Raw genomic sequence first — 23,268 nt, 5'->3', positions numbered from 1 at the left:
CGCCCCGCTATTTCTCGCCAGCCGCGCCTGCCGTGATCACCTGCACACTCAGGCGCGGCGTCGCCAGGTCCAGCCCGGCCTCGTCCATCTGCCGCTTGAGTGCCAGGTTGAAGGCCCGCGACACCTCCCACTGCTTGATCGGGCCGGTCTTGAACCGCGCCCGCAGGATCGCCGTACCCGACTCGAAGCTCTCCACGCCCTGAAACTCCAGCGGCGACCAGATATCGCGCCGATGCAACGGATCGCTGCGCATCTTCTGGCCCACTTCGCGCATCATCTTGATGGCGTCGTCGATGCCCATGCTGTAGGGCACCGCCACGCGGAAGATGGCATAACCGAATTCCCGCGAGTAGTTCTTGATGCTCTTGATTTCGCTGAACGGAATGGTGTGCACGATGCCGTCGATGTCGCGCAGGCGCACGGTACGGATGGTCAGGCCTTCCACAGTGCCCAGGTGCCCACCTACATCCACGTAGTCATCGATGGCCAGGGAATCCTCGATGATGATGAACAGCCCGGTGATCAGATCCGCCACCAGCGACTGCGCGCCAAAACCGATGGCCAGGCCGATCACACCCGCACCCGCCAGCAGTGGCGTCACGTTCATGCCCATGTTGGCCAGGGCAATGATCGCCGCAATGATGAAAATGGTCACGAACAGCACGTTGCGAATCAGCGGCATCATGGTCTGCGCGCGCGCATTGGCCATGCCCTTGCGCGAGCGCGTGAGGGCATGGTGGATACCGGTGTCAGCCAGGATCCACACCAGCCAGGCGAAGATCAGCGTGCCCACCAGGCTGGCCAGGCGCACCGAGATCTCGTGGCCATCGCCTTCGGTGAAGCCGATCAGCGACATGCCCCACACGCGCAGACCCAGATCGATGAAAACCACCCAGATCAGCAGGTGCATCAAGGTGTAGGCAAAGTGACTCAAGCGCTCTGAATACAAGGCATGACGCCGCGGGCCCTTGGGCGGGCGCAGGGCGTGACGCCGGATCAGGCCATTGATGACCATGCACAGGATCAACAGCACCGCGCACATCAGCGACTGGCGCAGGGCGGTGCTGGTGTCGCCGGCCGAGAAGAACGTGGCGAACAGCGAGATGCCGACCAGCACCAGCGCCGGCAGGTACCAGAAGCTGCCGAGGATCTCGATGGTGTCGCTCAAGGCTCGTCGGGTCAGGCGCCGCGACAGCGGCTGGTTGCGGATCAGGTGGGCGATGGGCCGGCGAAAGCGCAGGATGAACAGCCCGGTCGACAGTGCCGCCAGTACATTGGCCAGGGTCGCGGCGCTGTGTGCCAGGTGCTGGCCGAGCGCAGCGACCATCCGTGGGTCGCTCAACGCCTCGCCGAAGGCGGCGAAACTGCCGATCAGCCACAGGGGGCGAAACGCACGGTGACGCAGGATGTTCAGCGCGCGGTGTCGATGGGGTCCGTCGAGCAGGGAAAACGCGATCACGCAAATCGCGGAAAACAGTGTGCCGACCACCAGCGCGTAGGCCATCACCATCGCCAGGCTCTTGCCCAATGAAGAGGGCAGGGCGTAGCCCACATAAACGGTAATGACCAGCGCGACCAGCCAGGGCCCGAGCTTGCGCAAGGCAAAGCGCAGCAGGTCGAGGGTACGCGGATGCTGCGGCAACTCTTCCGACAGGCCAAAGCGCACGCGCACGCGATGCCCGATCCAGATCAAACTGTAGGCAAGCAGGCTCCACACCAGAATGATCAACAGAAATGCGCCGATGATCGGCGGCCATTCGGCCATCGGCAGGGCCAGCGCCTCTAGCTCTTCATGGGCCAGGGCGACTTCCGCGCCCCAGCGCTGGAACGGACTGTTATCGCCGGAAAACTGCTGGTCGACGTGCGCCAAGGCACTGCCGATCATGCCCAACACGCCCTGCTCGGCCGCAGGTTGGGCTTGCCGGGTGCTGTCCCGCAGTTTTTTCAGGTCGCTCAGCAGGCGCGTGCGCTGCTGTTCGTTTTCCAGGGTCTGGATCACCTGATCCAGGGACTGACCCAGGGGTTGGGCAGGTTGCTCGGCGGGTTTCTCCGAACTTCCCCCCAGCAATCCAGGCAAGGCAACGGCCTGGGCGGTGATCGGCAGTAGCATCAGGACTGCAAGCGCCAGGCGCAGGAAAAGGGCCATCAGTGGAATCACCTGTAGATCGGTGTTTGCGTGGTCCGCCCTGTGCCCGCCGAGGGCCGACCACGAAGAGTGTAAACGTGAGCGTCACCTGCGTGCCGGCCGCTCACGTGCGTGCTGCTAGGGCAGCTCGTTGCTGGCATAGAACGCGCCCAGTACCTTCACCAGATGCGCCAGGTCATGGCTGCCGGCAAGCTCGCGAATCGAATGCATGGCAAACGTCGGCAAGCCGATGTCGACGGTCCTGATGCCCAGGTGGCTGGCGGTGATCGGGCCGATGGTCGAACCGCAACCCATGTCGCTGCGTACCACGAAGCTTTGCACCGGTACTTCCACGGCCATGCACAGGTGGCGGAAGAACCCCGCCGTTTCGCTGTTGGTGGCGTAGCGCTGGTTGCTGTTGACCTTGATCACCGGCCCGGCATTGAGTTTGGGCCCGTGGTTGGCGTCGTGCTTGTCGGCGTAGTTGGGGTGAACACCGTGGGCATTGTCGGCCGACACCAGCAGCGAACGCTGGATGCTGCGTACATACTCGTCGCCCTCGGGCAGCAGGCGCTGCAGGACCTGTTCGAGCATCGGCCCGTCGGCGCCACAGGCCGAACTGGAACCGATCTCTTCATGGTCGGTACACACCAGCACGCAGCTTTCATCGCCCTGGGCATCGAGCAGGGCCTGCAGGCCGGCGTAACAGGACAGCAGATTGTCGAGCCGCGCGCCGGCGATGAAATCACCGTGCAGGCCAATCACCGCAGCACTTTGCGTGTCGTAGAAGCTGAGCTCGTAATCCAGCACCACGTCGGCATTGAGCCCGTGTTCGCGTGCCAATTGCTCGGTCAGCAGCGCACGGAAATCGACCCGCTCGTCACCGGCCACCTGAGCCAGCACGGGTGGTAGTTCGTTCTGTGCGTTGATCGCCCAGCCCAGGTTGGCCTCGCGGTTGAGATGAATGGCCAGGTTGGGCACCACGGCAATCGGCAGGCGGAAATCGATCAGCTGGCTTTCGACCTTGCCGTCACGGCGAAAGGTGACCCGCCCGGCCAGCGACAGATCGCGGTCGAACCAGGGCGCCAGCAACGCACCGCCATAGACTTCGACGCCCAGCTGGAAGAAGCCCTGGCGCTGCAACTCGGGTTGCGGCTTCACGCGCAGGCAGGGGCTGTCGGTGTGAGCGCCAACCAGGCGCAAGCCGCTCAGCAGCGGCGAATGCTTGCCCAGCCTGACGGCAATGATCGAGGAATCGTTGCGCGTTACGTAGTAGCGCCCACCGGGCACCGTGTTCCAGCTCTCGCGCTCGTCCAGTCGCTGGTAACCGGCTGCCTCGAGGCGGCGAGCCAGCGTCGCGGTGGCGTGGAATGGGGTAGGGGAGGCCTTGAGAAAATCGATCAGGCCTTGGTTCAAAGCTTCACGCATAGAAAACTCCAGACAGCAATGCCACCGAGTTTACCCGATTGCCCACCCGTGTGGCTGCTGCTCCCACACAGGACCTGGCATACCGGCAGGAGCGGTCATCGGCCGCGAAAGCCTCGCCGCTGTTCAGAAGGGTGCGGCGCACTCGAATTTCATCCGCTCACCTGTCACCGGATGGGTAAACGCCAGCATGCTGGCATGCAGGCACAACCGTTCGTGTGCCTGCAACGCCTCGGGGTGGGCATACAGCCGGTCACCCAGCAGCGGATGACCGATCGACAACAGGTGCACGCGCAATTGGTGCGAACGCCCGGTGATCGGCGTCAGCTCCACGCGACACCACTCGCCGCAGCGCTCCAGCACCTTCCAGAAGGTCAGCGCATGTTTGCCGTGCTCGTGATCCACCACGTGCCGTGGCTTGGTCGGCGGATCGTAGCGCAGCGGCAGGTCGACACTGCCACTGTCCAGCGCAGGCTGGCCCCAGGCCAGGGCGGTATAGGCTTTTTCCGTCTCGCGGTCGTGGAACTGACGGGACAGCTCGCGGTGGCTGTCGGCATCGCGCGCCAGCAGAATGATGCCGCTGGTTTCCCAGTCCAGGCGATGCACGATGCGCGCCTCGGGAAAGCCGTTTTCCTGCAGGCGGGTGATCAGGCAGTCCTTGTTGTCGTCGGCGCGCCCGGGCACCGACAACAACAGGGTCGGCTTGTCGATGACCAGCACGGCGGCGTCCTGGTGGATGATGCGAATGTTCGACAACGGCATGAAAGGTCTATCTCTCAGAAACGCCAACGGCGGCGCGTCGACCCTTTTCAGCAAAGGGCCGGCGGGCCGCCGTGGAGCCGAGCGCAGGGCTCAGCGGTCGGGCAGGGTAATGTTCAATTCCAGAATCGAGCAGCTACCCTGATTCTCGAGCGCAACCTGTACCTGGTCGCTCTCGATGTTCACATACTTGCGAATCACTTCCACCAGCTCTTTCTGCAGAGCCGGCAGGTAGTCAGGGGTAGTGCGTTGGCCGCGTTCATGCGCCACGATGATCTGTAGACGCTCTTTCGCGACCGACGCGGTATTGCCTTTCTTGCGGTCACGAAAGAAGTCGAAAATATTCATTAGCGACCTCCAAACAGGCGCTCGACCCAGTTCTTCTTCTTGAAATCAAGGAAGCGGTGGGGCTTTTCCTTGCCCAGCAAACGGTCGACGGCATCGCTGTACGCCTGGCCGGCGTCGCTCTGGTCGTCGAAAATCACCGGCGTACCCGAGTTGGACGCCTTGAGCACTGCTTCGGATTCCGGAATCACGCCCAGCAGGCGGATGGCCAGGATTTCCTCGACGTCTTCCACGCCCAGCATCTCGCCGCGGCTGACGCGCTCGGGGCTGTAGCGGGTGATCAGCAGGTGTTCCTTGATCGGATCCTCGCCGTTCTCGGCGCGTCGCGACTTGCTCGCCAACAGGCCAAGCATGCGGTCCGAGTCGCGTACCGAGGACACCTCGGGGTTGGTCACCACGATCGCCTCATCGGCGAAATACATGGCCAGGTGAGCACCTTTCTCGATGCCTGCCGGGGAGTCGCACAGAATGTAGTCGTGGGTCTTGGACAGCTCGGTGATGATCTTCTCGACGCCTTCCTTGGTCAGGGCGTCCTTGTCGCGCGTCTGGCTGGCAGCCAGGATGAAGAGGTTCTCGACGCGCTTGTCCTTGATCAGGGCCTGCTGCAGGGTCGCTTCACCGTTCACTACGTTGACGAAGTCGTACACCACGCGGCGTTCGCAGCCCATGATGAGGTCGAGGTTACGCAGGCCGACGTCGAAGTCGATGATGACGGTTTTGTGGCCGCGCAGTGCGAGGCCGGTGCCGATGGCGGCGCTGGTGGTGGTCTTGCCCACACCACCCTTGCCGGATGTAACCACTAGAATCTTGGCCAAGGTGTATCACCCCTACTTAAAAAGGGACTGTTAATCCCCGAAAAAACATGACTTCAAAACATCGGCGGACTGCATGTGCCTGCGGTACCGGAAGCGTACCGCTCGACAACCGCGCTATTTGAAAGTTGCGCTGAAAATGGCGGCAGTATCCGTTAAAGACGGGTGATGTTCAACACATCCCCCGATAAGCTCACCTGAACGGGCGCACCCCACAGCGGGTCGCGACGCAGGTCTTCGGAGACCTTGTACTGCCCGGCGATGGAAAGCAGTTCGGCGCCCAGCTGCTGACAGAAGATGCGGGCCTTGCGGTCGCCCTTGATGCCCGCCAGGGCGCGGCCACGCATCGGGCCGTACACATGAATGTTGCCATCGGCCAGCAGTTCGGCACCCGAGCTTACCGAGCTGATCACCACCAGGTCGCAGCCCTGGGCGTAGATCTGCTGGCCGCCACGGATCGGCGTGGTGATCACGCGAGTCGGCTGGATCAAGGGCTCTGGAGGCTTTTCCGGAGGCTTCTCGGGCTTGCGCTCTTCGACTTCCAGCGGTCGTTCGCGGGCACCCGAGGGTGGCAGCACCGGCAAGTCGATGGCGATTGCCGCCGCGATGTCTTCGATGCGGCTGGCACGCAGCGCCAGGGTCCGCAGGCCATGATGACGGCAGATGCGCATCAGGCCCGGCAGGTCGATGCTGCCCTGGTTGGCGGGGAGTTTGTCCAGCGCCAGCACCAGCGGCGTGTTGCTGAAGAAGTTCGGGGCCTGCGCGACCTTGGCCGCCAACTGGCGGTCGAGGCCGGCAAGATCGTTCTTCGCCAACTCAAGCACGGTGATGGCGAGCATGCTGCCCTTGAGTTGGAACACAGGTTCCTGGTCTAGCTGATCGGTCTGGCTCATGGTCGGCAAAACGCGCCTTGTAACTAAAAAAAGTGCCGAGACTTATAGCGAGAACCACCTTCCCCTGCAAGCCGCGACGCAGCGATGGGCGGTCAACCCATGTAGAATGCCCCGCCTTGTTGCCTGTTCGGAATCGTCAATGGACCGCCCGCGTTTTCGCCGATCTTTTCTTCATCCGCGCTTCTGGCCCCTGTGGCTGGGGCTCGGCGCGTTGTGGCTGGTCGTGCAATTGCCCTATCGCGCCTTGCTCCGGCTGGGCCGCTGGCTGGGGATGGGCATGTACCGTGTGGCCAGCGAACGTCGACGTGTGGCGGCGCGCAACCTCGAGTTGTGCTTCCCGCAGATGCCGCCCGTCGAAAGAAAACGCCTGCTCAAGGAAAACTTCGCATCCACCGGCATCGCATTCTTCGAAATGGCCATGAGCTGGTGGTGGCCACAGTCGCGCCTGGCAAGGCTGGCGCACATCGAAGGGCTCGAGCACCTGCAGGCGGCGCAACGTGAGGGCGAGGGCGCAATTCTGATGGCGCTGCATTTCACCACCCTGGAAATCGGTGCAGCGTTGCTGGGCCAGCGCCACACCATCGACGGCATGTACCGCGAGCATCGCAATGCACTGTTCGATTTCGTCCAGCGCCAGGGCCGCGAACGGCACAATCCCGATTCGCTGGCGGTAGAACGCGAGGACGTGCGCGGGATGATCAAGCTGCTGCGCAAGGGCCGCGCTATCTGGTACGCACCCGATCAGGACTATGGCGCCAAGCAGAGCATCTTCGTGCCGCTGTTCGGTATCGAGGCGGCCACGGTGACGGCTACCACGCATTTCGCCCGATTGGGCAAGGCACGGGTCATCCCGTTCACGCAACGGCGGCTGGAAGACGGCTCTGGCTATCGGCTGGTTTTGCATCCACCGCTGCAGGGGTTCCCCGGCGAGAGCGAAGCGGCCGATGCGTTGCGCATCAACCAGTGGGTGGAACAGGCCGTGACCGAATGCCCCGAGCAGTACCTGTGGGCCCACCGCCGCTTCAAGTCGCGGCCTGTCGGCGCACCGAAACTGTACGAGAAGCGCTGAGCGGGGTGGGGTGGACGAACCAGCGTCGACCCCGCTCTCACAATCGCCTGAAGCTCAGCTCTGGTTGGAGCGGTTGCTACCGGCGAAGAGGCCCGTGCGCGATGCGCTTACTCGGCGATCTGCAGCTTGCGCGACTCGGTGTACACGTAACGCACCTTCTCGTACTCGAACGGTGAGTTCAGCTGACCGTAGCGGAAGCTGTTGCTGTAGCGCCGATCCACGGCACGCAACGCCCACAACTCTGGATGATTGCTGCTGACCTCGGACACATTGAGGAAATTGATCTGGTTCTCGACGGCGAAGTCGAACACCAGGCCGGTGGTGTCGCGCAGGTTGGACGGCCCCAGGATCGGCAAGACCAGGTAGGCGCCGTTCGGCACACCGTAGAAGCCCAGGGTCTGACCGAAGTCTTCGGCCTGCTTCTGCAGGCCGAACCAGGTGGCCGGGTCCCACAGGCCCGCCACGCCCAGCGTGGTGTTCACCAACAACCGTCCAGATGTATCCAGGGCACGCTTGCCCTTGAACTGCAGCAGGCTGTTGACCAGGCTCGGCACTTCGCCCAGGTTGCTGAAGAAGTTGCTCACCCCGGTGCGCAGGAACGACGGCGTGATGTACGTATAGCCGTTGACCACCGGCAGGAATACCCACTCGTCGAAACGATAGTTGAAGTGGTAAAGGCGCCGGTTCAGGTTTTCCAACGGGTCGTAGACGTTCAACGCCGTGAGCGTGGAGCGCTCGAACTCGCGCTGGTCCAGGCCAGGGTTGAACTTGAGTACCTGCAACGGTTGCTTGAAGCCGTCGCTGTCGACCTTCTGGACGGTGCTGTCGTCGGCCTGGGCAACGCCTGCGCACAGCAGCGTTGCCATCAACAGGAATGTTCTAGCCACGGAAGAACTCCAGCATAGCGTCGCTGTTGACGCGGTAATTGAGGTTGCCGCAATGGCCGCCATAAGGGTAAACGGTCAAGCGATCGCCAAAGGTCTTGCGCAGGAAGCCCAGATCGCCAGGGCCCAGGATCACATCGTCGGCGTTGTGCATGACGCTGATCTTGGTGCTGTTCTGCAAGTAGTCCTTGATGCCATACAGGCTCACCTGATCCACCAGCTGCAGCAGGCTGCCACCGTCGGTGCGGGCGCGCCACATCGGAATCACCTGCTCGGTCAGGTAGCAGTCGAAGTCGCACTGCAGCGCCCGGCGCAGGAACGGCGTTAGGCTGGTGCCTTCGCTGATCGGATACTTGGGCGGCGTGATCAGCCCACGGCGGTTGATCAGGTCGGAGGTGAAGGCAATGTCGGCAGCCGAAAACCGGAACGAGGTGCCGATCAGCATGGCCATCTGCTCGTTGGAAAGGTGCTGCTTGGACTGCTGGAAATCGTAGAGCAGCGCATCGTTGAGGTCGATATAGCCCTTCTGCTGGAAGTAGCGCGTCAGCTTGTTGAGGACCAGCTCATAGAACGTCGTGCTGTTGTTGATGCCCTTGACCTGGGTCTGCACCAACTTGTCGAGGTTGGTGATCGAGGTGTAGAGGTTGACCGGCGGGTTGAGCAGCAGCACTTTCTTGAAGTTGAAACTGCGCCGGGTCTCATCCAGCTGGCTGACGAACGCTGCGTCCAGCGCGCCCAAGCTGTACCCGGTCAGGTAGAAATCGGTGATCGGCAACTTCGGATGCTGGGCACGCACGCCCTGCATGACCCGGTACAGGTCTTCGGCATCTTCGCGGGTCACGCCCGGAGTGGCGAAGCGCGACGCGGCGCTGATGAAGTCGAAGCTGGTGGGTGAGGACAGCTGCACCACGTGGTAGCCGGCCTGGTAATACAGCTTTTTCAGGTATTCGTTGAGCGAACTGCTGTAGGGCGCACCGGTGCCGGCAATGAGGAAGATCAGTGGCGCGGCATGGTCCTGCTGGGCCAGGCGATAGCGCAGCTTCTTCACGGCCCAGAAATTGTCCGGCAGGATGAACTCTCGCTCCGGGCGCACTTTGAGGCTGTAGTCGGCCTGATCGATGTCTTCGTCCAGGGGCAGCTTGGGCCGCAGCTCCGGCGGTGTCGAAGCGATCGTGGCCTCGAACGGGTTGGTGAGCGGATAGCCATAGGTGGCGGGGTCGATATCCTTCGCCAACGCGGACGCACTCATGATGAGGCCGCCAAGCAGGGCAGCGAAGCGCAATGATCGGAGCATGACGGAGTCCCTAGAGGAGAATGCTGTGTTGACGTTCGAGGCTAGGACAAGCGCACTGGTGGCAAGTTGCCAAGCCGCTGGGTTTTTAACACAACAACTCGTCCTGACCGGCGGCAAGATACACTGAATTTACCACTCGATGCGCGTGCTCCGACCTGCTGCACGCCACAGTGAGCAGTGCTACCGCCGCTGCTTGCGTCGCCGCCATTGGCGACTGACCCACCAGCGCCAGTAAAACATTGTCAGGAAGTATGCCAACGCCCCCAGTACCACGCCAGTCACCACCGAGCCGAGCAGGAACGGCTGCCACAGCGTGGACATCTGGCTCATCACCCAGTCCCAGCTGTAGGCGTCGGGTAGCTGCCGTGGTGGCTGACCCAGCAGCCAGGACCCTACCTTGTACGTGCAATAGAACACCGGCGGCATGGTGATCGGGTTGGTCAGCCACACCAGGCTGACCGCGATGGGCATGTTGCCGCGCACCACGATGGCCAGGGCCGCCGCCAGGAGCATCTGCAGCGGGATGGGCATGAACGCGGCGAACAGGCCGACCGCCATCGCCCGGGCCACGGAATGACGGTTCAGGTGCCAGAGGTTGGCGTCATGCAGGAGGCCACCCAAAAATCGCAGCGACTTGTGTTCACGAATCGTCTCTGGGTCCGGCATGTAGCGCTTGAACAGGCGACGCGGCATAGCGGTCTCGCACGTATCTGTCTGGATGTGTCCGGCAGTATGCACAAGTTGCCTGAAGTCCGAGCTCAGACTTTGTGACATTTGATAAGGCGCGACGCGGCCTGTTTGCCCTTAGCCTTGCCCGGCGGTTTTTCCAGGGAGGAAGGTATGCGCACAGCGATGTTGGCGTTGGCGACCGGGATGGTGTGTCTGCGTTGGCTGCCGACGCTTCCATCATTGAGCTGGCTGGTAGGCATGGGTGCAGGTGCGATGTTGTTGCTGGCAGCGCGCCGCTGGCATTGCGCGCTCGTTCTGCTGGGCCTGTGTTGGGCCTGTCTGCACGCCCACTGGGCGACGAACGGACAGTTGGCGTCTGCGCTGGACGGACAAACCCTGTGGCTCGAAGGGGAGGTGGTGGGCCTGCCGGCAACCAACGGCAGCACGGTGCGCTTCGAACTGGCCGAGGCCTGGTCGCGTCGTGCGCAGCTACCGTCGCACCTGCGCCTGGCCTGGTATGGCGGCCCGCGGGTCGTCAGCGGCGAGCGTTGGCGGCTGGCCGTGAAACTCAAGCGGCCGCGGGCATTGGTCAACCCCGGAGGTTTCGACGCCCAGGCCTGGGCCCTGGCCAAGGGCATCGGCGCCACCGGCAGCGTCAAGGCCGGCCAGCGGGTGCGGGCGGCCCGTCTGGCCTGGCGCGATGGCGTGCGCCAGCGGCTGCTGGCTGTGGACAGCCAGCAGCAGGGCGGCACGCTCGCCGCCTTGCTGCTGGGCGACGGTTCGGGCGTGTCCCGCCAGCAGTGGGACGTTCTCCAGGCCACGGGGACCGTGCATCTGTTGGTTATCTCCGGCCAGCACGTCGGCCTGCTTGCGGGGTTGCTGTATGGCCTGGTTGCCCTGTTGGCAAAACTCGGTGTCTGGCCGGCGCGTTGGCCCTGGTTGCCCTGTGCCTGCGCATTGGCGTTCACCGGCGCGTTGGCGTATGGGCTGTTGGCCGGCTTCCAGGTGCCGGTACGCCGAGCCTGCATCATGATCGGCCTAGTGCTGTTGTGGCGGCTGCGCTTTCGCCACCTGGGCGTGTGGTCGCCGCTACTGCTGGCATTCACCACGGTCTTGCTGGTCGACCCCCTGGTCAGCCTGCAGCCGGGATTCTGGCTGTCGTTTTGCGCGGTGGGAGTGCTGCTGCTGACGTTTTCCGGACGTCTGGGCGGTTGGCGCTGGTGGCAGGCCTGGACGCGCGCGCAGTGCTGCGTGGCGGTGGGTCTGCTGCCGGTGATGGTGGCCCTGGCGTTGCCGGTGAGTATCAGCGGGCCGCTGGTGAATCTGCTGGCCGTGCCCTGGATCAGTCTGCTGGTGCTGCCGGTGGCCATGGCCGGTGCCGTGCTGCTGCCTGTGCCCTGGGTGGGCGAAACCCTGCTGTGGCTGGCCGGCGGCGCACTGCGCGGCCTGTTTCAATGGCTGACCTGGGCCGCCGAGTGGGGGCCTTCCTGGCTGCCGCCGGGGCTGTCGCCCGGGGTATGGCTGGTGCTGGTCATCGGCGTGCTGTTGCTGTTGCTGCCGGCCGGTACTCCATTGCGCTGGTTGGGCGTGCCGATGGTCGGGCTGCTGTTGTTCAGCCCGCGTCAGGCACCGCCCGTGGGCCAGGCCGATATCTGGGTGCTGGATGTCGGCCAGGGGCTGGGTGTGCTCGTGCGCACCGCCCACCACCAGTTGCTCTACGACACCGGTCCCGGCCTGGGCGAAATCGACGCCGGCGCCAGTGTGGTGGTGCCCAGCCTGGTAGCCCTGGGCGTGCGGCGCCTGGATGCGATGATCATCAGTCATGCGCACCTCGATCATTCCGGTGGTGCTGGCACCGTTATGCGACGCCTGCCGGTCGACCAGACGCTGGCCGGTGAGCCCGACCTTTTGCCCGCCGCGTGGCAGGCGCAGCCTTGCGAGCCCGGGCGCAGTTGGGAGTGGGACGAGGTGAAGTTCGTCTTGTGGCGCTGGCCGTCGGCCGTGCCCGGTAATCCTGCCTCGTGCGTACTCTGGGTCGAAGCCAATGGCGAGCGCCTGCTGCTCAGCGGCGACATCGACGCGGCGGCCGAAAAAGCCCTGGTCGCGAGCGGTTTGCCGGTTCAGGCGCACTGGTTGCAAGTGCCGCACCACGGCAGCCGGACGTCATCGAGCAAGCCCTTGCTGGATGCAGTGCGTCCACAGGCAGCGTTGATCTCCAGGGGGCATGGCAATACCTTCGGCCATCCCCATGCCTCCGTACTGGCGCGTTTTCAGGCATTGGGCATCGCCACCCACGACACCGCCGAGGACGGCGCGTTGCGTGTCCGCCTGGGTACCTTTGGCCCGGTGCAGCGGCAGCGCTCCCAGCGACGTTTCTGGCGCGAGGCACCCGACCACCCCTGAGCTTTCCAACGGTCATCGCACGCTTCGACGCGCCTCACCCCTATGGTAGAGTGGCGAACTTTTTCGAGGGGATCGTACCTGTGTGGGAATTGGTTAAGTCTGGCGGCTGGATGATGTTGCCAATCATAGTGAGCTCCATCGTCGCCCTGGCTATCATCGCCGAGCGCTTGTGGACCTTGCGTGCCAGCCGTGTTGCGCCTGCCCATCTGGTCGGCCAGGTCTGGCGCTGGAAGAAAGACAAGCAACTGAGCAAGGAAAAGCTCAAGGAGTTGCGTGCCCACTCGCCGCTTGGCGAGATCCTCGCGGCTGGCCTGGCGAATTCTCGCCATGGCCGCGAAATCATGAAGGAAAGCATCGAGGAGGCGGCCAGTCGAGTCATCCACGAGCTGGAACGCTACATCAGCACCTTGGGCACCATTGCCGCCATGGCGCCGCTGCTCGGTCTGCTGGGCACCGTGATCGGCATGATCGAGATCTTCGGCTCGTTCACCGGAGGCACCGTCAGCGGCAACCCCGGTCTCATGGCAGGCGGTATTTCCAAAGCGCTGGTCACTACGGCGTCAGGTCTCATCGTCGCGATCCCGGCGCTGTTCTTCCATCGCCTGTTGCAACGGCGCATCGACGAGCTGGTGGTCGGCATGGAGCAGGAAGCCATCAAACTGGTGGAAGTCGTGCAGGGGGATCGCGAGGTCGACCTGGCCGAGGAAAAAGCGTGAAGTTTCGTCGTCGCAGTCGGGAAAACATCGAGCTCAACCTGATCTCGCTGATAGACGTCGTGTTCGTGCTGCTGCTGTTCTTCGTCATCACCACTACGTTCACTCGCGAAACCCAGTTGCGTGTCGAGCTGCCCGAAGCGGTGAACGGCGCGCCGGAACAGGCCAGCAACCTCAAACGCATCGACATCGCCATCAGCGCCGAAGGCGTCTATGCGGTGAACAACCAGTTGCTACCGAAAAGCGACCTGCCGACCCTGCTCGACGCCCTGCGTACCGCATCGGCCGGTGACAGCTCGCTGCCACTGTCGATCAGCGCCGACGGCAAGACGCCGCATCAAGCGGTCATCAGCGCCATGGACGCGGCCGGCAAGCTGGGTTTCAGCCAGATCAGCATGATCACCGTCGAGGCGCAGGCGAATCCCTGATGAGCTTCGCCGACCGATTGTCCGCCGCCTGGTATGCCGGCCATCGCGCGCTGTGGCTGTTGCGTCCGCTGGAATGTCTGTACCGCAGTGTCGTGGCGCGCAAGCGTCGGCGATTCGAGGCCGGGCAGGGCGCAATCTACCGCGCCCCGGTGCCGGTGCTGGTGGTCGGCAACATCACCGTCGGTGGCACCGGCAAGACCCCGATGATCCTCTGGCTGATCGAGCACTGCCAGGCGCGCGGCCTGCGCGTTGGCGTGGTCAGTCGCGGCTACGGCGCCAGGCCACCGAGCCTGCCATGGCGGGTCCGCGCCGATCAGGACGCTGCCCAGGCGGGCGACGAGCCGTTGCTGATCGTGCGGCGCAGCGGGGTGCCGCTGGTGATCGACCCCGACCGTGGCCGCGCCGTACGTGCGCTGCTCGAAGCCGAGCCCGTGGACCTGGTGCTCAGCGACGATGGCTTGCAACACTACCGCCTGGCGCGCGACATCGAACTGGTGCTGATCGACGCTGCGCGCGGGCTGGGCAATGGCCGCTGCCTGCCTGCGGGTCCGTTGCGCGAGCCCGCCGAGCGATTGCGTTCGGTCGATGCCGTGCTGTTCAACGGTGCCGCCGACGATTCGCCGCGTGGCTACGGCCTGACCCTGCAAGCCCGGGCGTTGATCAACGTGCGCAGCGGCGAGCGCCGGCCATTGAGCCATTTCCCACCAGGGCAGGCAGTGCACGCCGTGGCCGGGATCGGCAACCCACAACGTTTCTTCGACACCCTGCAGGCGCTACACTGGCAGCCTGTCGCTCACGCTTTCGCCGATCATGCCCGGTTCACGCCGCAGGCCCTGTGTTTCGAGCCACCGTTGCCCGTGGTCATGACCGAGAAAGATGCCGTGAAGTGCCGCGAGTTCGCCGCTGCGGATTGGTGGTACCTGGCCGTCGACGCCCAGCCTTCGCCCCATTTCATCGGTTGGCTCGACCAGCGCCTGACCAGCCTTTTGCCCTGATCCCCTTGCCCTGAAGGATTTTTCCATGGACACCAAACTGCTCGATATCCTCGCCTGCCCGATCACCAAGGGTCCGCTCAAGCTCAGCGCCGACAAGCGCGAGCTGATCAGCAAGGGCGCTGGCCTGGCCTATCCCATCCGCGACGGCATTCCGGTGATGCTGGAAACCGAAGCGCGGACCCTGACCGACGACGAGCGCCTGGATAAATGAGCACGGCTTTCACCGTAGTGATACCCGCGCGGTACCAGTCGACCCGCCTGCCGGGCAAGCCACTGCAGATGATCGCCGGCAAGCCGATGATCCAGCATGTCTGGGAACAGGCCTGCAAGAGCACGGCGGCGCGAGTCGTGGTTGCCACCGACGATGTGCGCATCGAGTCCGCCTGCCGAGCGTTCGGCGCCGAGGTGGTGATGACCCGGGCCGATCATGAGTCCGGTACCGACCGTTTGGCCGAGGTATGCCAGGCTTTGGGTGTGGATGCCGAGTCCATCGTGGTCAACGTGCAGGGCGACGAGCCGTTGATTCCGCCCGTAGTCATCGACCAGGTGGCGGCCAATCTCGCTGCCAGCCACGAGGCCGCCATGGCAACCCTGGCCGAGCCGATCACGGACGTGGAAGCGTTGTTCAACCCCAACGTGGTCAAGGTGGTCACCGACCTGAACGGCCTGGCGCTGACCTTCAGCCGAGCACCGCTGCCGTGGGCGCGCGACGAGTTCGCCAACGATCGCGATGCCCTCCCGGCTCAGGTGCCCTACCGTCGTCACATTGGTATCTATGCCTACCGTGCCGGCTTTCTGCAGGACTTCGTGCAGTGGGGCCCGTGCTGGCTGGAAAACACCGAGCGCCTCGAGCAGCTGCGTGCGCTCTGGCACGGGGTACGCATCCATGTGGCCGATGCCGTGCAGGCGCCGCCCGCCGGTGTCGACACCGAGCAAGACCTGGAGCGCGTACGGCGCCTGCTGGAGGCTTGATGGCAGCCCATGGCAACGTTCCGGCAGGTGAGCTGTTGAACCTGGACATTCGCGCCAACCAGTCGCTCAAGCCGTACAACACCTTTGGTATCGAGGTGAAGGCGGCGTTTCTGGTCGCGGTGCATGACGATGTCGAGCTGATCCAGGCGTTGGCCTGGGCCACCACGAACGGTCTGCGTGCGCTGGTGATCGGTGGTGGCAGCAACCTGTTGCTGACCGCCGACCTCTCCGACGTACTGGTGGTGCGCATGGCCAGCCGCGGCGTGCGCGTGCTCGCAGAGGCGGGTGATCAGGTGGTGCTGGAAGCCGAAGCCGGCGAGCCGTGGCATCCCTTCGTATTGCAGACGCTGGAACAGGGTCTGGCGGGCCTGGAAAACCTCAGCCTGATTCCTGGAACCGTGGGTGCGGCGCCGATGCAGAACATCGGTGCCTACGGCGTCGAGATCAAAGACGTGTTCGCCGGCCTCACTGCGCTTGACCGGGACACGTTGCAGATACGCGACTTCAGCGCCGCCGAGTGCGCATTCGGCTATCGCGACAGCCTGTTCAAGCGCCAGCCCGGCCGTTGGGTGATCCTGCGCGTGCGCTTCACGCTTTCACGTTCCGCGCCGGTGCATCTGGACTACGGCCCGGTGCGTCAGCGGCTGGCCGAACAGGGAATCCAGCACCCGACGCCCACCGACGTCAGCGCCGCCATCTGCAGCATCCGTCGAGAAAAGCTTCCCGACCCTGCCGAGCTGGGCAATGCCGGCAGCTTCTTCAAGAACCCGGTCGTGACCGCCTCGGTGCTGGACGCCATTCGCCGCGAGCATCCCGATGTGGTTGCCTATCCCCAGGCCGATGGCCTGTACAAACTGGCGGCGGGTTGGCTGATCGAGCGCGCCGGCTGGAAGGGCCATCGCGAGGGCGACGCCGGCGTGCACCGCTTGCAGTCATTGGTGCTGGTCAATCACGGCAATGCATCGGGCAAGCAGCTGCATGCCCTGGCCCAGCGCATCCAGGACGATATCCAGTCACGCTTCGGTGTGGTGCTGGAGATGGAACCCAATCTGTACTGAGCGTCCGTACGGCGCATCGTGACTATCGGAGCCTACCCCCATGTCAGCCATCACCGCTCCCTGTGCATTGATTCTCGCTGCAGGGCAAGGGCGCCGTTTCCAGGACGCCGCAGGGCAGGGCAGCGACAAACTGCTTGCCCAGTGCAGCGGGTTGGACGGCATCGAGCGCAGCGTCATCGAACAGGTGATGCGCAACCTCGGTGATACGCTCGAGCGGCGTGTGCTGGTCACCCGTGCGCACAAGACGCAGGTGATACAGCTGGGCGAAGCCTACGGCTGCGAGGTGGTGTTGCTCGACTCCGCAGGCATGGGCGACAGCCTGCGCACGGGTGTCGAAGCCAGTCTGGATGCCGATGGCTGGCTGGTGTGCCTGGGCGACATGCCGTTCGTGACTCCCGGAACGTTCGCCAGGGTTCGCCAGTGCATGGCGCCGGAGCGTATCTGCGTTGCCCATGGCGCTCAAGGTCACGGGCACCCGGTAGGCTTCGGCCGCACCTTTCGTGAGCAGTTGCTGTCGCTGCAGGGCGATCAGGGTGCTCGACGATTGTTCGCCGAGGCACACACGCAACGGGTGGCGTGCGCCGACCCAGGGATCTACCGCGATGTGGATCGGCCAGGCGACCTGGTCGGGTAACAGGTCGGCGAACAAATTGCAGGCAACAAAAAAGGCCACTTTTTCAAGTGGCCTTCTTCGTTGTTTGGTTGCGGGAGCCGGATTTGAACCGACGACCTTCGGGTTATGAGCCCGACGAGCTACCAGACTGCTCCATCCCGCGTCTGTGTGGGCTATTCTACAGCGCAGCGCCTGCTTGTCAAACCCTGATTTCAAGAAAACTCTTTTCCATCAATCGCTTAGCTTTGCCGATAGTGCTACGAGTCAGGCGGGGCGGGGCTTCCAGCGGTATTGGGGGGATTTGTCGATGGGCAAAAGAATGCGCGCCGGGCTTTGGCCATGGCGCTTATCGCTGCGAGTGAGATAATACCGTTGTTTTTGTACGATCTTTTACCAGCTTGGTACCCCGCCCAGACCATGACGCAGCGCAAGATCATCCATGTCGACTGTGACTGCTTCTATGCCGCCATCGAAATGCGTGACGACCCCCGGCTGGCCGGCAAGCCACTGGCCGTCGGCGGCTCGGCGGAGCGTCGCGGGGTGATCGCCACCTGCAACTATGAAGCCCGCGCCTATGGCGTGCGTTCAGCCATGAGCTCGCGGCACGCGATCAAACTGTGCCCCGACCTGACCATCGTCAAACCGCGCATGGATGCCTATAAAGAAGCGTCGCGGGAGATTCAGGGGATTTTTCGCGAGTACACCGACCTGATCGAGCCGCTGTCGCTGGACGAGGCCTACCTCGACGTTTCCGACTGCCCGCATTTTTCCGGCAGCGCCACGCGAATTGCCCAGGACATCCGGCGCAAGGTATCCAAGCGCCTGCACATCACCGTTTCGGCGGGGGTAGCGCCGAACAAATTTCTGGCCAAGATCGCCAGCGACTGGCGCAAGCCGGACGGCCTGTTCGTCATCACCCCGGCACAGATCGAAGACTTCGTCGCCGCCTTGCCGGTCACCAAGCTGCATGGCGTAGGCAAGGTCACCGCCGACAAGCTGGCCCGCCTGGGGATCGACAGCTGCCTGGAACTGCGTGAATGGACCAAGCTGGCGTTGGTCCGCGAATTCGGCAGCTTTGGCGAGCGTCTCTACAGCCTGGCACGCGGCATCGACGAGCGCGTGGTGCAGAACGACAGTCGGCGCCAGTCCATCAGCGTGGAAAACACCTACGAGGCGGACCTGCCGGATCTGGCCAGTTGCCTGGACAAGCTTCCAGAGCTGATGCAGACCCTGGCCGAGCGCATCGACCGGATCGACAGCAGCTATCGTCCAGGCAAGCCTTTCGTCAAAGTGAAGTTTCACGACTTTACCCAGACCACCCTGGAACAGGCAGGGGCGGGCAGGGACCTGGAAAGCTACCGGCAGCTACTGGGTCAGGCCTTCGCCCGGGGTGGCAAGCCGGTGCGCCTGTTGGGCATCGGCGTGCGCCTGCTGGACCTGCGTGGGGCCCACGAGCAGCTGGAACTGTTCAGCGACGGCTGACCGGCTGGCTCAGGTCCCGGGATCGGCGACCAGTCGGCCGGTGTCCCTGCGCAGCGACTTGAGAAAATCCTGCTGCAATTCAGGGTCGTTGCGGGTCAGCTCGATCAGGCTCTGTTCCAGTTCGCTGGCTTCGTCTTCCAGGCCCAGTTCGGCCAGGCGCTTGACCCGATACACCCACTGACCGACCTCGTCACCTTCCAGGTCATCGAAGATCAGCGTGTGCGCTTCGGCCAGTTTGCCGCGCAGGTCCGGGCTCACCGGCAGCAGGGCGCTGGCCCGGGTCTGGCTTTCCTCGTCCACCACACTCAGTTGCAGGCGTGTGACGTGGGTAAGATCCTGTTCCGCAAACGGGTTGTCGAGCAGGTTGATGCGCAACACACCGTTGGCGTCGGTTTCCAGGTCATAGGTCTTGCGGCCGGTGCCCACTTGTACAGGCCGCTCGCTCCATGGCGTGCTGTCGTGCTCCACGCGCCTGTCTGTCTGCACCTCGTCGATACCAGCAAGGTTCTGCTCGGCACGGCCGTTGGACTGCACGTTCATGAACGGATTGAGCCCGGCGAAACCGTAGCTGACCCAGTCCTTGGTCACGCTGTCGGGCAGGCTGCCGAAGGTCGCCACGTTCACCACGTTGGCGCCGACGCCGGCGACCACGGCCACCACCCCTAGCGGAATCTCGTAGACTTCACGCCAGGGTTGATAGGGTGTGTAGCGGTCGTAGTGACGTGTGGTCTCGAACGCCGTGACCTCGAAATCCTTGAGTTCACGAATGCGCACGCGACGTTGCGGCGTCTGCAGCACCTCGGGCTTGCCCAGGTCGATCTGCACGCTGTGTTCGAGCAGCTTGCGCTCGATGCGCTCTTCGTGTTCGTTGCGCTGCGACATCTGGTTGGCACAGCCACTGACCAGCAGGGTGCTGCACAGGGCAGCACCACCGAAGGCCAAGGTAGTTCGCTTGAACATGGTTTCTCGAATCTGTCAGCGGCGCACGCGAGCCTGGATGAAAGACAGGACGTCGTCGACAGGCAAGGCCTGTGCGGCTTCCTCGGTACGGCTCTTGTATTCCAGGTTGCCTTCGGCCAGGCCACGGTCGCTGATGACGATCCGATGGGGAATGCCGATCAGCTCCATGTCGGCGAACTTGATCCCGGGGCTGGTTTTCTTGTCGCGGTCGTCCAGCAGCACTTCGAAGCCCGCCTCGGTCAATTCCGCGTACAGCCGGTCGGTGGCTTCGCGCACTTGCTCGGTTTCGTAGCGCAACGGCACCAGGGCGACCTGGAAAGGCGCCAGGGTATCGCTCCAGATGATGCCGCCAGCATCGTTGTTCTGCTCGATGGCAGCAGCCACCACGCGCGACACACCGATGCCGTAGCAGCCCATGGCCAAGGTCACCGGCTTGCCGTTCTCACCCAGTACCTGGCACTTCATGGCTTCGCTGTACTTGGTGCCCAGCTGGAAGATGTGACCCACCTCGATACCGCGCTTGATGGTCAGGGTGCCCTGGCCATCCGGGCTGGTGTCGCCGTCGACCACGTTGCGCAGATCGGCAATCTCGGGCAGCGGCAGATCGCGCTCCCAGTTGACGCCGAAGTAATGCTTGTCGTCGATGTTGGCGCCCACGGCGAAATCGCTCATGAAAGCTACCGAGCGATCGATGATACAGGTCAGGGGCAGGTTCATTGGGCCCAGGGAACCTGCGCCCGCGCCGATGGCATCACGCAGTTCCGCTTCGCTGGCCATGACCAGCGGATTGGCAACCAGCGGTTGGTTGGCGGCCTTGATCTCGTTCAGCTCGTGATCGCCACGGATGATCAAGGCAATCAATTTGCCGTCTTCGGCGGCGTGGACCACCAGCGTCTTCACGGTCTTCTCGATCGGCAGGCCGAAGTTTTCCACCAGTTGGGCGATGGTCTTGGCGTTGGGCGTGTCGACCAGGCGCAGTTCCTCGAGTGCGGCGCCACGCTCGGTTTCGCGGGGGATCGCCTCGGCCTTCTCGATGTTGGCTGCGTAGTCGGACGTATCGCTGAAGACGATGTCGTCTTCGCCGGACTCTGCCAGCACATGGAATTCGTGGGAGCCGGCGCCGCCGATGGAGCCGTTGTCGGCTTCCACCGCGCGAAACTTCAGGCCCAGGCGGGTGAAGATGTTGCTGTAGGCCAGGTGCATGCGGTCATAGGTGGCCTGCAGCGAGGGCTGGTCGGCGTGGAAGGAGTACGCATCCTTCATGATGAACTCGCGACCGCGCATCAGGCCGAAGCGCGGACGGATCTCGTCACGGAACTTGGTCTGGATCTGGTAGAGATTGATGGGCAACTGCTTGTAGCTGTTTAGCTCGTTGCGCATCAGGTCGGTGATGACTTCTTCGTGGGTGGGGCCGGCGCAGAAGTCACGGTCGTGGCGGTCCTTGAGGCGCAGCAGCTCGGGACCGTACTGCTCCCAGCGCCCCGACTCCTGCCACAGTTCGGCCGGCTGGATGCCGGGCATCAGCACTTCGAGAGCGCCGGCGGCGTCCATTTCCTCGCGCACGATCCGCTCAACCTTGCGCATCACCCGAAGACCCATCGGCAACCATGTGTACAGGCCCGAAGCGAGCTTGCGGATCATGCCGGCACGCAGCATCAGCTGATGGCTGATCACGACCGCATCGGAAGGGGTTTCTTTCTGTGTGGCGAGCAGATATTGACTGGTGCGCATGGTTGACCGTTGTCTTCGCGAAATTTTATCGAGGTCTGGCATTGTACGGGGGTGATTGGGCGACGTACAGGCGTAGGGCCGGGCTTTGCCGGGCGCCGCGATCCAGACGCAGAAAAGCCCGGCAGGGCCGGGCTTTTCGAGGTGAAGCGACCTGCTGGGCTGTTACATGATGCTCAGAGGGTACTCGACGATGAAGCGCAGGTCGTTGTTCGACGGACCGTAGTCGGCATCGTAGGCGTTGTTGGCGCGGTAGATGGCGCTACGCAGGCGGAAGGACATGTCCTTGATCGGGCCTTGCTGAACCACGTACTTGGTTTCGAAGTCCCACTCGTGCTCTTTGCCTTCTTCACCGTTGCTGGCTTCGATGTTGTCGCCAGTGATGTAGCGAGTCATGAAGCTCAGGCCAGGTACGCCGTAGGTTGCCATGTTGATGTCGTAGCGAACCTGCCACGATTTCTCTTCGGCGCCGACGAAGTCGGAGTACTGAACGGAGTTGTTCAGGAACACGGTGCCGCCGCCGTCCACGCCGTAGGCGTAGCCGGTGTCGCCGGAACTGCGCTGGTAGCCCAGGGTGAACTTGTGCGCGCCCAGGCTATAGGCAACCGCGGTGCTCCAGATCTTGTTGTCGACGTCGCCGCCCAGATCTTCGCCCTGGCTCTTGGTGCGATAGGCGTTGAAGTCGAAGTTCAGCGACTGCAGGTCGTCGATCGGCAGGGTGTAGTTCAGGTTGACGTACTGACGCTTCCAGTAATCTTCCACGTCGGACGCAGCGACCGTACCGGTGAAGTTCTTGGTGAAGGCGTAGGTGGCGCCGGCGATGTCGGCGGACTTCAGGCCCAGGGAGTCGTGACCCATGCCGGTCTGCGCGCTCATCGAGGTGAAGCGACCGATGTTCAGGGTCAGGTTGTCGATTTCGTTGCTGGTGATCGACGTGCCGGTAGCGACTTCAGGCAACAGACGGCCGTCATCGGTCGCGAAGACCGGGCTGGCAACGATCTGCTGGCCGTATTTGAGTACGGTGTTGGAGAAGCGGAACTTGACGGCCGCTCCGCCCTTGGTCTGGCTGTGTTCCAGGTTGCCTTCGTCGTCGGCTGCGAACAGGCCGTTGCTGCGGCGACCGGTACCGCCGTCCAGGCGTACCGAACCGAAGCCCATTGCATCGACACCGGCACCGATGGTGCCTTGGGTGAAGCCCGACTCGTAGAACATCTGGGCGCCAAGGCCAGTGTCTTCACGATAGCCCTTGTCGCTGCCTGCGGTAGGGTTGCCTGCGCCGTGCTTGTAGTCACGGTTCATGTACAAGGCACGCAGCTTGAGGTTCAGGGTGCTGTCTTCCACGAAACCCTTGGACTCGTCCTGGGCGGAGGCCAAAGCCAACTGCGAGGTGCCGGCTGTTACAGCCAGTGCGATCATGCTCCACTTCATCACGCGCATCGTGATTTGCTCCTTTGGTTTTTAAGAAGAGTAACCACTGCCTCACCTGTTTTTTTATCTGAGGCAGTTCTTTCTTTTTATGACGGCGCGGAACGTATACCACGCCGGTCATGTTGGCGATACTTCAAGTCCGCTGTTGCATGTCCAGGCTTACAACCACACTTGGGTTGCGTGCCTGCACTAACGTGCGTCATTGATTCACTG

Annotated in this window: 22 protein-coding genes and 1 tRNA gene; 10 read left to right on the top strand and 13 right to left on the bottom strand. The window is 63.3% G+C overall.

All coding sequences use genetic code 11. From position 1 onward, the window contains the following. Window positions 1–7 precede the first annotated feature (7 nt). From IFT76_RS05585 to minC, 6 genes are all read right to left on the bottom strand, one after another. The gene (locus tag IFT76_RS05585; RefSeq protein ID WP_192057595.1) at window positions 8–2,146 is read right to left on the bottom strand and encodes a mechanosensitive ion channel family protein; all 2,139 of its coding nucleotides are present in this window, start codon (window positions 2,144–2,146) and stop codon (window positions 8–10) included. A gap of 117 nt (window positions 2,147–2,263) precedes the next feature. Next, window positions 2,264–3,553, bottom strand: a complete 1,290-nt coding sequence (locus IFT76_RS05580) for a M18 family aminopeptidase (protein ID WP_122479339.1) — start codon at window positions 3,551–3,553, stop codon at window positions 2,264–2,266. Window positions 3,554–3,676: 123 nt separating this feature from the next. Continuing rightward, window positions 3,677–4,312 (bottom strand): RluA family pseudouridine synthase, encoded by a 636-nt coding sequence (locus IFT76_RS05575; RefSeq protein WP_122479338.1) that lies wholly within the window; start codon window positions 4,310–4,312, stop codon window positions 3,677–3,679. Between the two features lie 90 nt (window positions 4,313–4,402). After that, on the bottom strand, window positions 4,403–4,657 hold the full coding sequence (minE, locus tag IFT76_RS05570; RefSeq protein ID WP_122479337.1) for a cell division topological specificity factor MinE: 255 nt from the start codon (window positions 4,655–4,657) through the stop codon (window positions 4,403–4,405). Continuing rightward, the gene (gene minD / locus IFT76_RS05565) at window positions 4,657–5,469 is read right to left on the bottom strand and encodes a septum site-determining protein MinD (protein WP_122479336.1); all 813 of its coding nucleotides are present in this window, start codon (window positions 5,467–5,469) and stop codon (window positions 4,657–4,659) included. The genes minE and minD overlap by 1 nt, the downstream gene beginning before the upstream one ends. A 152-nt stretch (window positions 5,470–5,621) precedes the next feature. Beyond that, window positions 5,622–6,359 carry a septum site-determining protein MinC gene (minC, locus tag IFT76_RS05560; RefSeq protein ID WP_122479335.1) on the bottom strand — a complete coding sequence of 246 codons (738 nt, stop codon included), beginning with the start codon at window positions 6,357–6,359 and terminating at the stop codon, window positions 5,622–5,624. Window positions 6,360–6,498: 139 nt separating this feature from the next. Here minC and IFT76_RS05555 point away from each other — a divergent pair, with 139 nt between their 5' ends. Then, entirely contained in the window at window positions 6,499–7,428 is a 930-nt protein-coding gene (locus IFT76_RS05555) for a lipid A biosynthesis lauroyl acyltransferase (RefSeq protein ID WP_192057594.1), read from the top strand. Window positions 7,429–7,535: 107 nt separating this feature from the next. Here the strand turns inward: IFT76_RS05555 and IFT76_RS05550 are convergent, their stop codons facing one another. The 3 genes from IFT76_RS05550 to IFT76_RS05540 form a co-directional block, all read right to left on the bottom strand. Continuing rightward, entirely contained in the window at window positions 7,536–8,315 is a 780-nt protein-coding gene (locus IFT76_RS05550; RefSeq protein ID WP_122479333.1) for an MlaA family lipoprotein, read from the bottom strand. Beyond that, entirely contained in the window at window positions 8,308–9,606 is a 1,299-nt protein-coding gene (locus tag IFT76_RS05545) for a serine/threonine protein kinase (protein WP_192057593.1), read from the bottom strand. The genes IFT76_RS05550 and IFT76_RS05545 overlap by 8 nt, the downstream gene beginning before the upstream one ends. 180 nt (window positions 9,607–9,786) lie before the next feature. Continuing rightward, window positions 9,787–10,299, bottom strand: coding sequence for a DUF2062 domain-containing protein (locus IFT76_RS05540; RefSeq protein WP_192057592.1), 513 nt, complete (start codon window positions 10,297–10,299; stop codon window positions 9,787–9,789). 147 nt (window positions 10,300–10,446) lie between these two features. Between IFT76_RS05540 and IFT76_RS05535 the strand changes: the two genes are divergently transcribed. From IFT76_RS05535 to IFT76_RS05500, 8 genes are all read left to right on the top strand, one after another. Then, window positions 10,447–12,678 carry a DNA internalization-related competence protein ComEC/Rec2 gene (locus IFT76_RS05535; protein ID WP_192057591.1) on the top strand — a complete coding sequence of 744 codons (2,232 nt, stop codon included), beginning with the start codon at window positions 10,447–10,449 and terminating at the stop codon, window positions 12,676–12,678. An 80-nt stretch (window positions 12,679–12,758) separates the two neighbouring features. Beyond that, entirely contained in the window at window positions 12,759–13,394 is a 636-nt protein-coding gene (locus tag IFT76_RS05530) for a MotA/TolQ/ExbB proton channel family protein (protein ID WP_192049900.1), read from the top strand. After that, the gene (locus IFT76_RS05525; protein WP_122479328.1) at window positions 13,391–13,819 is read left to right on the top strand and encodes an ExbD/TolR family protein; all 429 of its coding nucleotides are present in this window, start codon (window positions 13,391–13,393) and stop codon (window positions 13,817–13,819) included. The genes IFT76_RS05530 and IFT76_RS05525 overlap by 4 nt, the downstream gene beginning before the upstream one ends. Further along, the gene (gene lpxK, locus IFT76_RS05520) at window positions 13,819–14,814 is read left to right on the top strand and encodes a tetraacyldisaccharide 4'-kinase (RefSeq protein WP_192057590.1); all 996 of its coding nucleotides are present in this window, start codon (window positions 13,819–13,821) and stop codon (window positions 14,812–14,814) included. Before IFT76_RS05525 ends, lpxK begins: the two co-directional genes overlap by 1 nt. 25 nt (window positions 14,815–14,839) lie before the next feature. After that, entirely contained in the window at window positions 14,840–15,025 is a 186-nt protein-coding gene (locus IFT76_RS05515) for a Trm112 family protein (protein WP_122479326.1), read from the top strand. Then, on the top strand, window positions 15,022–15,786 hold the full coding sequence (kdsB, locus tag IFT76_RS05510) for a 3-deoxy-manno-octulosonate cytidylyltransferase (protein ID WP_192057589.1): 765 nt from the start codon (window positions 15,022–15,024) through the stop codon (window positions 15,784–15,786). Before IFT76_RS05515 ends, kdsB begins: the two co-directional genes overlap by 4 nt. A gap of 35 nt (window positions 15,787–15,821) precedes the next feature. Continuing rightward, complete coding sequence (gene murB / locus IFT76_RS05505) at window positions 15,822–16,844, top strand: UDP-N-acetylmuramate dehydrogenase (protein WP_244647898.1); 1,023 nt, start codon at window positions 15,822–15,824, stop codon at window positions 16,842–16,844. 40 nt (window positions 16,845–16,884) lie between these two features. Beyond that, window positions 16,885–17,478, top strand: a complete 594-nt coding sequence (locus tag IFT76_RS05500; protein WP_192057587.1) for a nucleotidyltransferase family protein — start codon at window positions 16,885–16,887, stop codon at window positions 17,476–17,478. Window positions 17,479–17,543: 65 nt separating this feature from the next. Here IFT76_RS05500 and IFT76_RS05495 read toward each other — a convergent pair. Continuing rightward, window positions 17,544–17,620 (bottom strand) — tRNA-Met (locus tag IFT76_RS05495). A 254-nt stretch (window positions 17,621–17,874) separates the two neighbouring features. Here IFT76_RS05495 and dinB point away from each other — a divergent pair. Then, window positions 17,875–18,939, top strand: a complete 1,065-nt coding sequence (dinB, locus tag IFT76_RS05490; RefSeq protein WP_192057586.1) for a DNA polymerase IV — start codon at window positions 17,875–17,877, stop codon at window positions 18,937–18,939. A gap of 9 nt (window positions 18,940–18,948) precedes the next feature. Here dinB and IFT76_RS05485 read toward each other — a convergent pair whose 3' ends face one another. The 3 genes from IFT76_RS05485 to IFT76_RS05475 form a co-directional block, all read right to left on the bottom strand. Then, complete coding sequence (locus IFT76_RS05485) at window positions 18,949–19,899, bottom strand: hypothetical protein (protein WP_122479322.1); 951 nt, start codon at window positions 19,897–19,899, stop codon at window positions 18,949–18,951. 15 nt (window positions 19,900–19,914) lie between these two features. Continuing rightward, window positions 19,915–21,630, bottom strand: a complete 1,716-nt coding sequence (locus IFT76_RS05480) for a proline--tRNA ligase (protein ID WP_192057585.1) — start codon at window positions 21,628–21,630, stop codon at window positions 19,915–19,917. Window positions 21,631–21,792: 162 nt separating this feature from the next. Beyond that, window positions 21,793–23,064, bottom strand: a complete 1,272-nt coding sequence (locus IFT76_RS05475; protein ID WP_122479320.1) for an OprD family porin — start codon at window positions 23,062–23,064, stop codon at window positions 21,793–21,795. Window positions 23,065–23,268 lie beyond the last annotated feature (204 nt).

Source organism: Pseudomonas sp. CFBP 13727 (genome assembly GCF_014841915.1).
GTDB classification, from domain to species: Bacteria; Pseudomonadota; Gammaproteobacteria; order Pseudomonadales; family Pseudomonadaceae; genus Aquipseudomonas; species Aquipseudomonas baltica.
The sequence above is the reverse complement of the archived record's forward strand: the minus strand, read 5'-3'. Positions and strand labels throughout refer to the sequence as shown.

Bases quoted from the DNA above. Each gene is read 5' to 3' on its own strand.
- IFT76_RS05585 (WP_192057595.1), bottom strand. From the start codon at position 2,146: ATGGCCCTTTTCCTGCGCCTGGCGCTTGCAGTCCTGATGCTACTGCCG.
- IFT76_RS05580 (WP_122479339.1), bottom strand. From the start codon at position 3,553: ATGCGTGAAGCTTTGAACCAAGGCCTGATCGATTTTCTCAAGGCCTCC.
- IFT76_RS05575 (WP_122479338.1), bottom strand. From the start codon at position 4,312: ATGCCGTTGTCGAACATTCGCATCATCCACCAGGACGCCGCCGTGCTG.
- minE (WP_122479337.1), bottom strand. From the start codon at position 4,657: ATGAATATTTTCGACTTCTTTCGTGACCGCAAGAAAGGCAATACCGCG.
- minC (WP_122479335.1), bottom strand. From the start codon at position 6,359: ATGAGCCAGACCGATCAGCTAGACCAGGAACCTGTGTTCCAACTCAAG.
- IFT76_RS05555 (WP_192057594.1), top strand. From the start codon at position 6,499: ATGGACCGCCCGCGTTTTCGCCGATCTTTTCTTCATCCGCGCTTCTGG.
- IFT76_RS05545 (WP_192057593.1), bottom strand. From the start codon at position 9,606: ATGCTCCGATCATTGCGCTTCGCTGCCCTGCTTGGCGGCCTCATCATG.
- IFT76_RS05540 (WP_192057592.1), bottom strand. From the start codon at position 10,299: ATGCCGCGTCGCCTGTTCAAGCGCTACATGCCGGACCCAGAGACGATT.
- IFT76_RS05535 (WP_192057591.1), top strand. From the start codon at position 10,447: ATGCGCACAGCGATGTTGGCGTTGGCGACCGGGATGGTGTGTCTGCGT.
- lpxK (WP_192057590.1), top strand. From the start codon at position 13,819: ATGAGCTTCGCCGACCGATTGTCCGCCGCCTGGTATGCCGGCCATCGC.
- IFT76_RS05515 (WP_122479326.1), top strand. From the start codon at position 14,840: ATGGACACCAAACTGCTCGATATCCTCGCCTGCCCGATCACCAAGGGT.
- kdsB (WP_192057589.1), top strand. From the start codon at position 15,022: ATGAGCACGGCTTTCACCGTAGTGATACCCGCGCGGTACCAGTCGACC.
- IFT76_RS05500 (WP_192057587.1), top strand. From the start codon at position 16,885: ATGTCAGCCATCACCGCTCCCTGTGCATTGATTCTCGCTGCAGGGCAA.
- dinB (WP_192057586.1), top strand. From the start codon at position 17,875: ATGACGCAGCGCAAGATCATCCATGTCGACTGTGACTGCTTCTATGCC.
- IFT76_RS05485 (WP_122479322.1), bottom strand. From the start codon at position 19,899: ATGTTCAAGCGAACTACCTTGGCCTTCGGTGGTGCTGCCCTGTGCAGC.
- IFT76_RS05480 (WP_192057585.1), bottom strand. From the start codon at position 21,630: ATGCGCACCAGTCAATATCTGCTCGCCACACAGAAAGAAACCCCTTCC.
- IFT76_RS05475 (WP_122479320.1), bottom strand. From the start codon at position 23,064: ATGCGCGTGATGAAGTGGAGCATGATCGCACTGGCTGTAACAGCCGGC.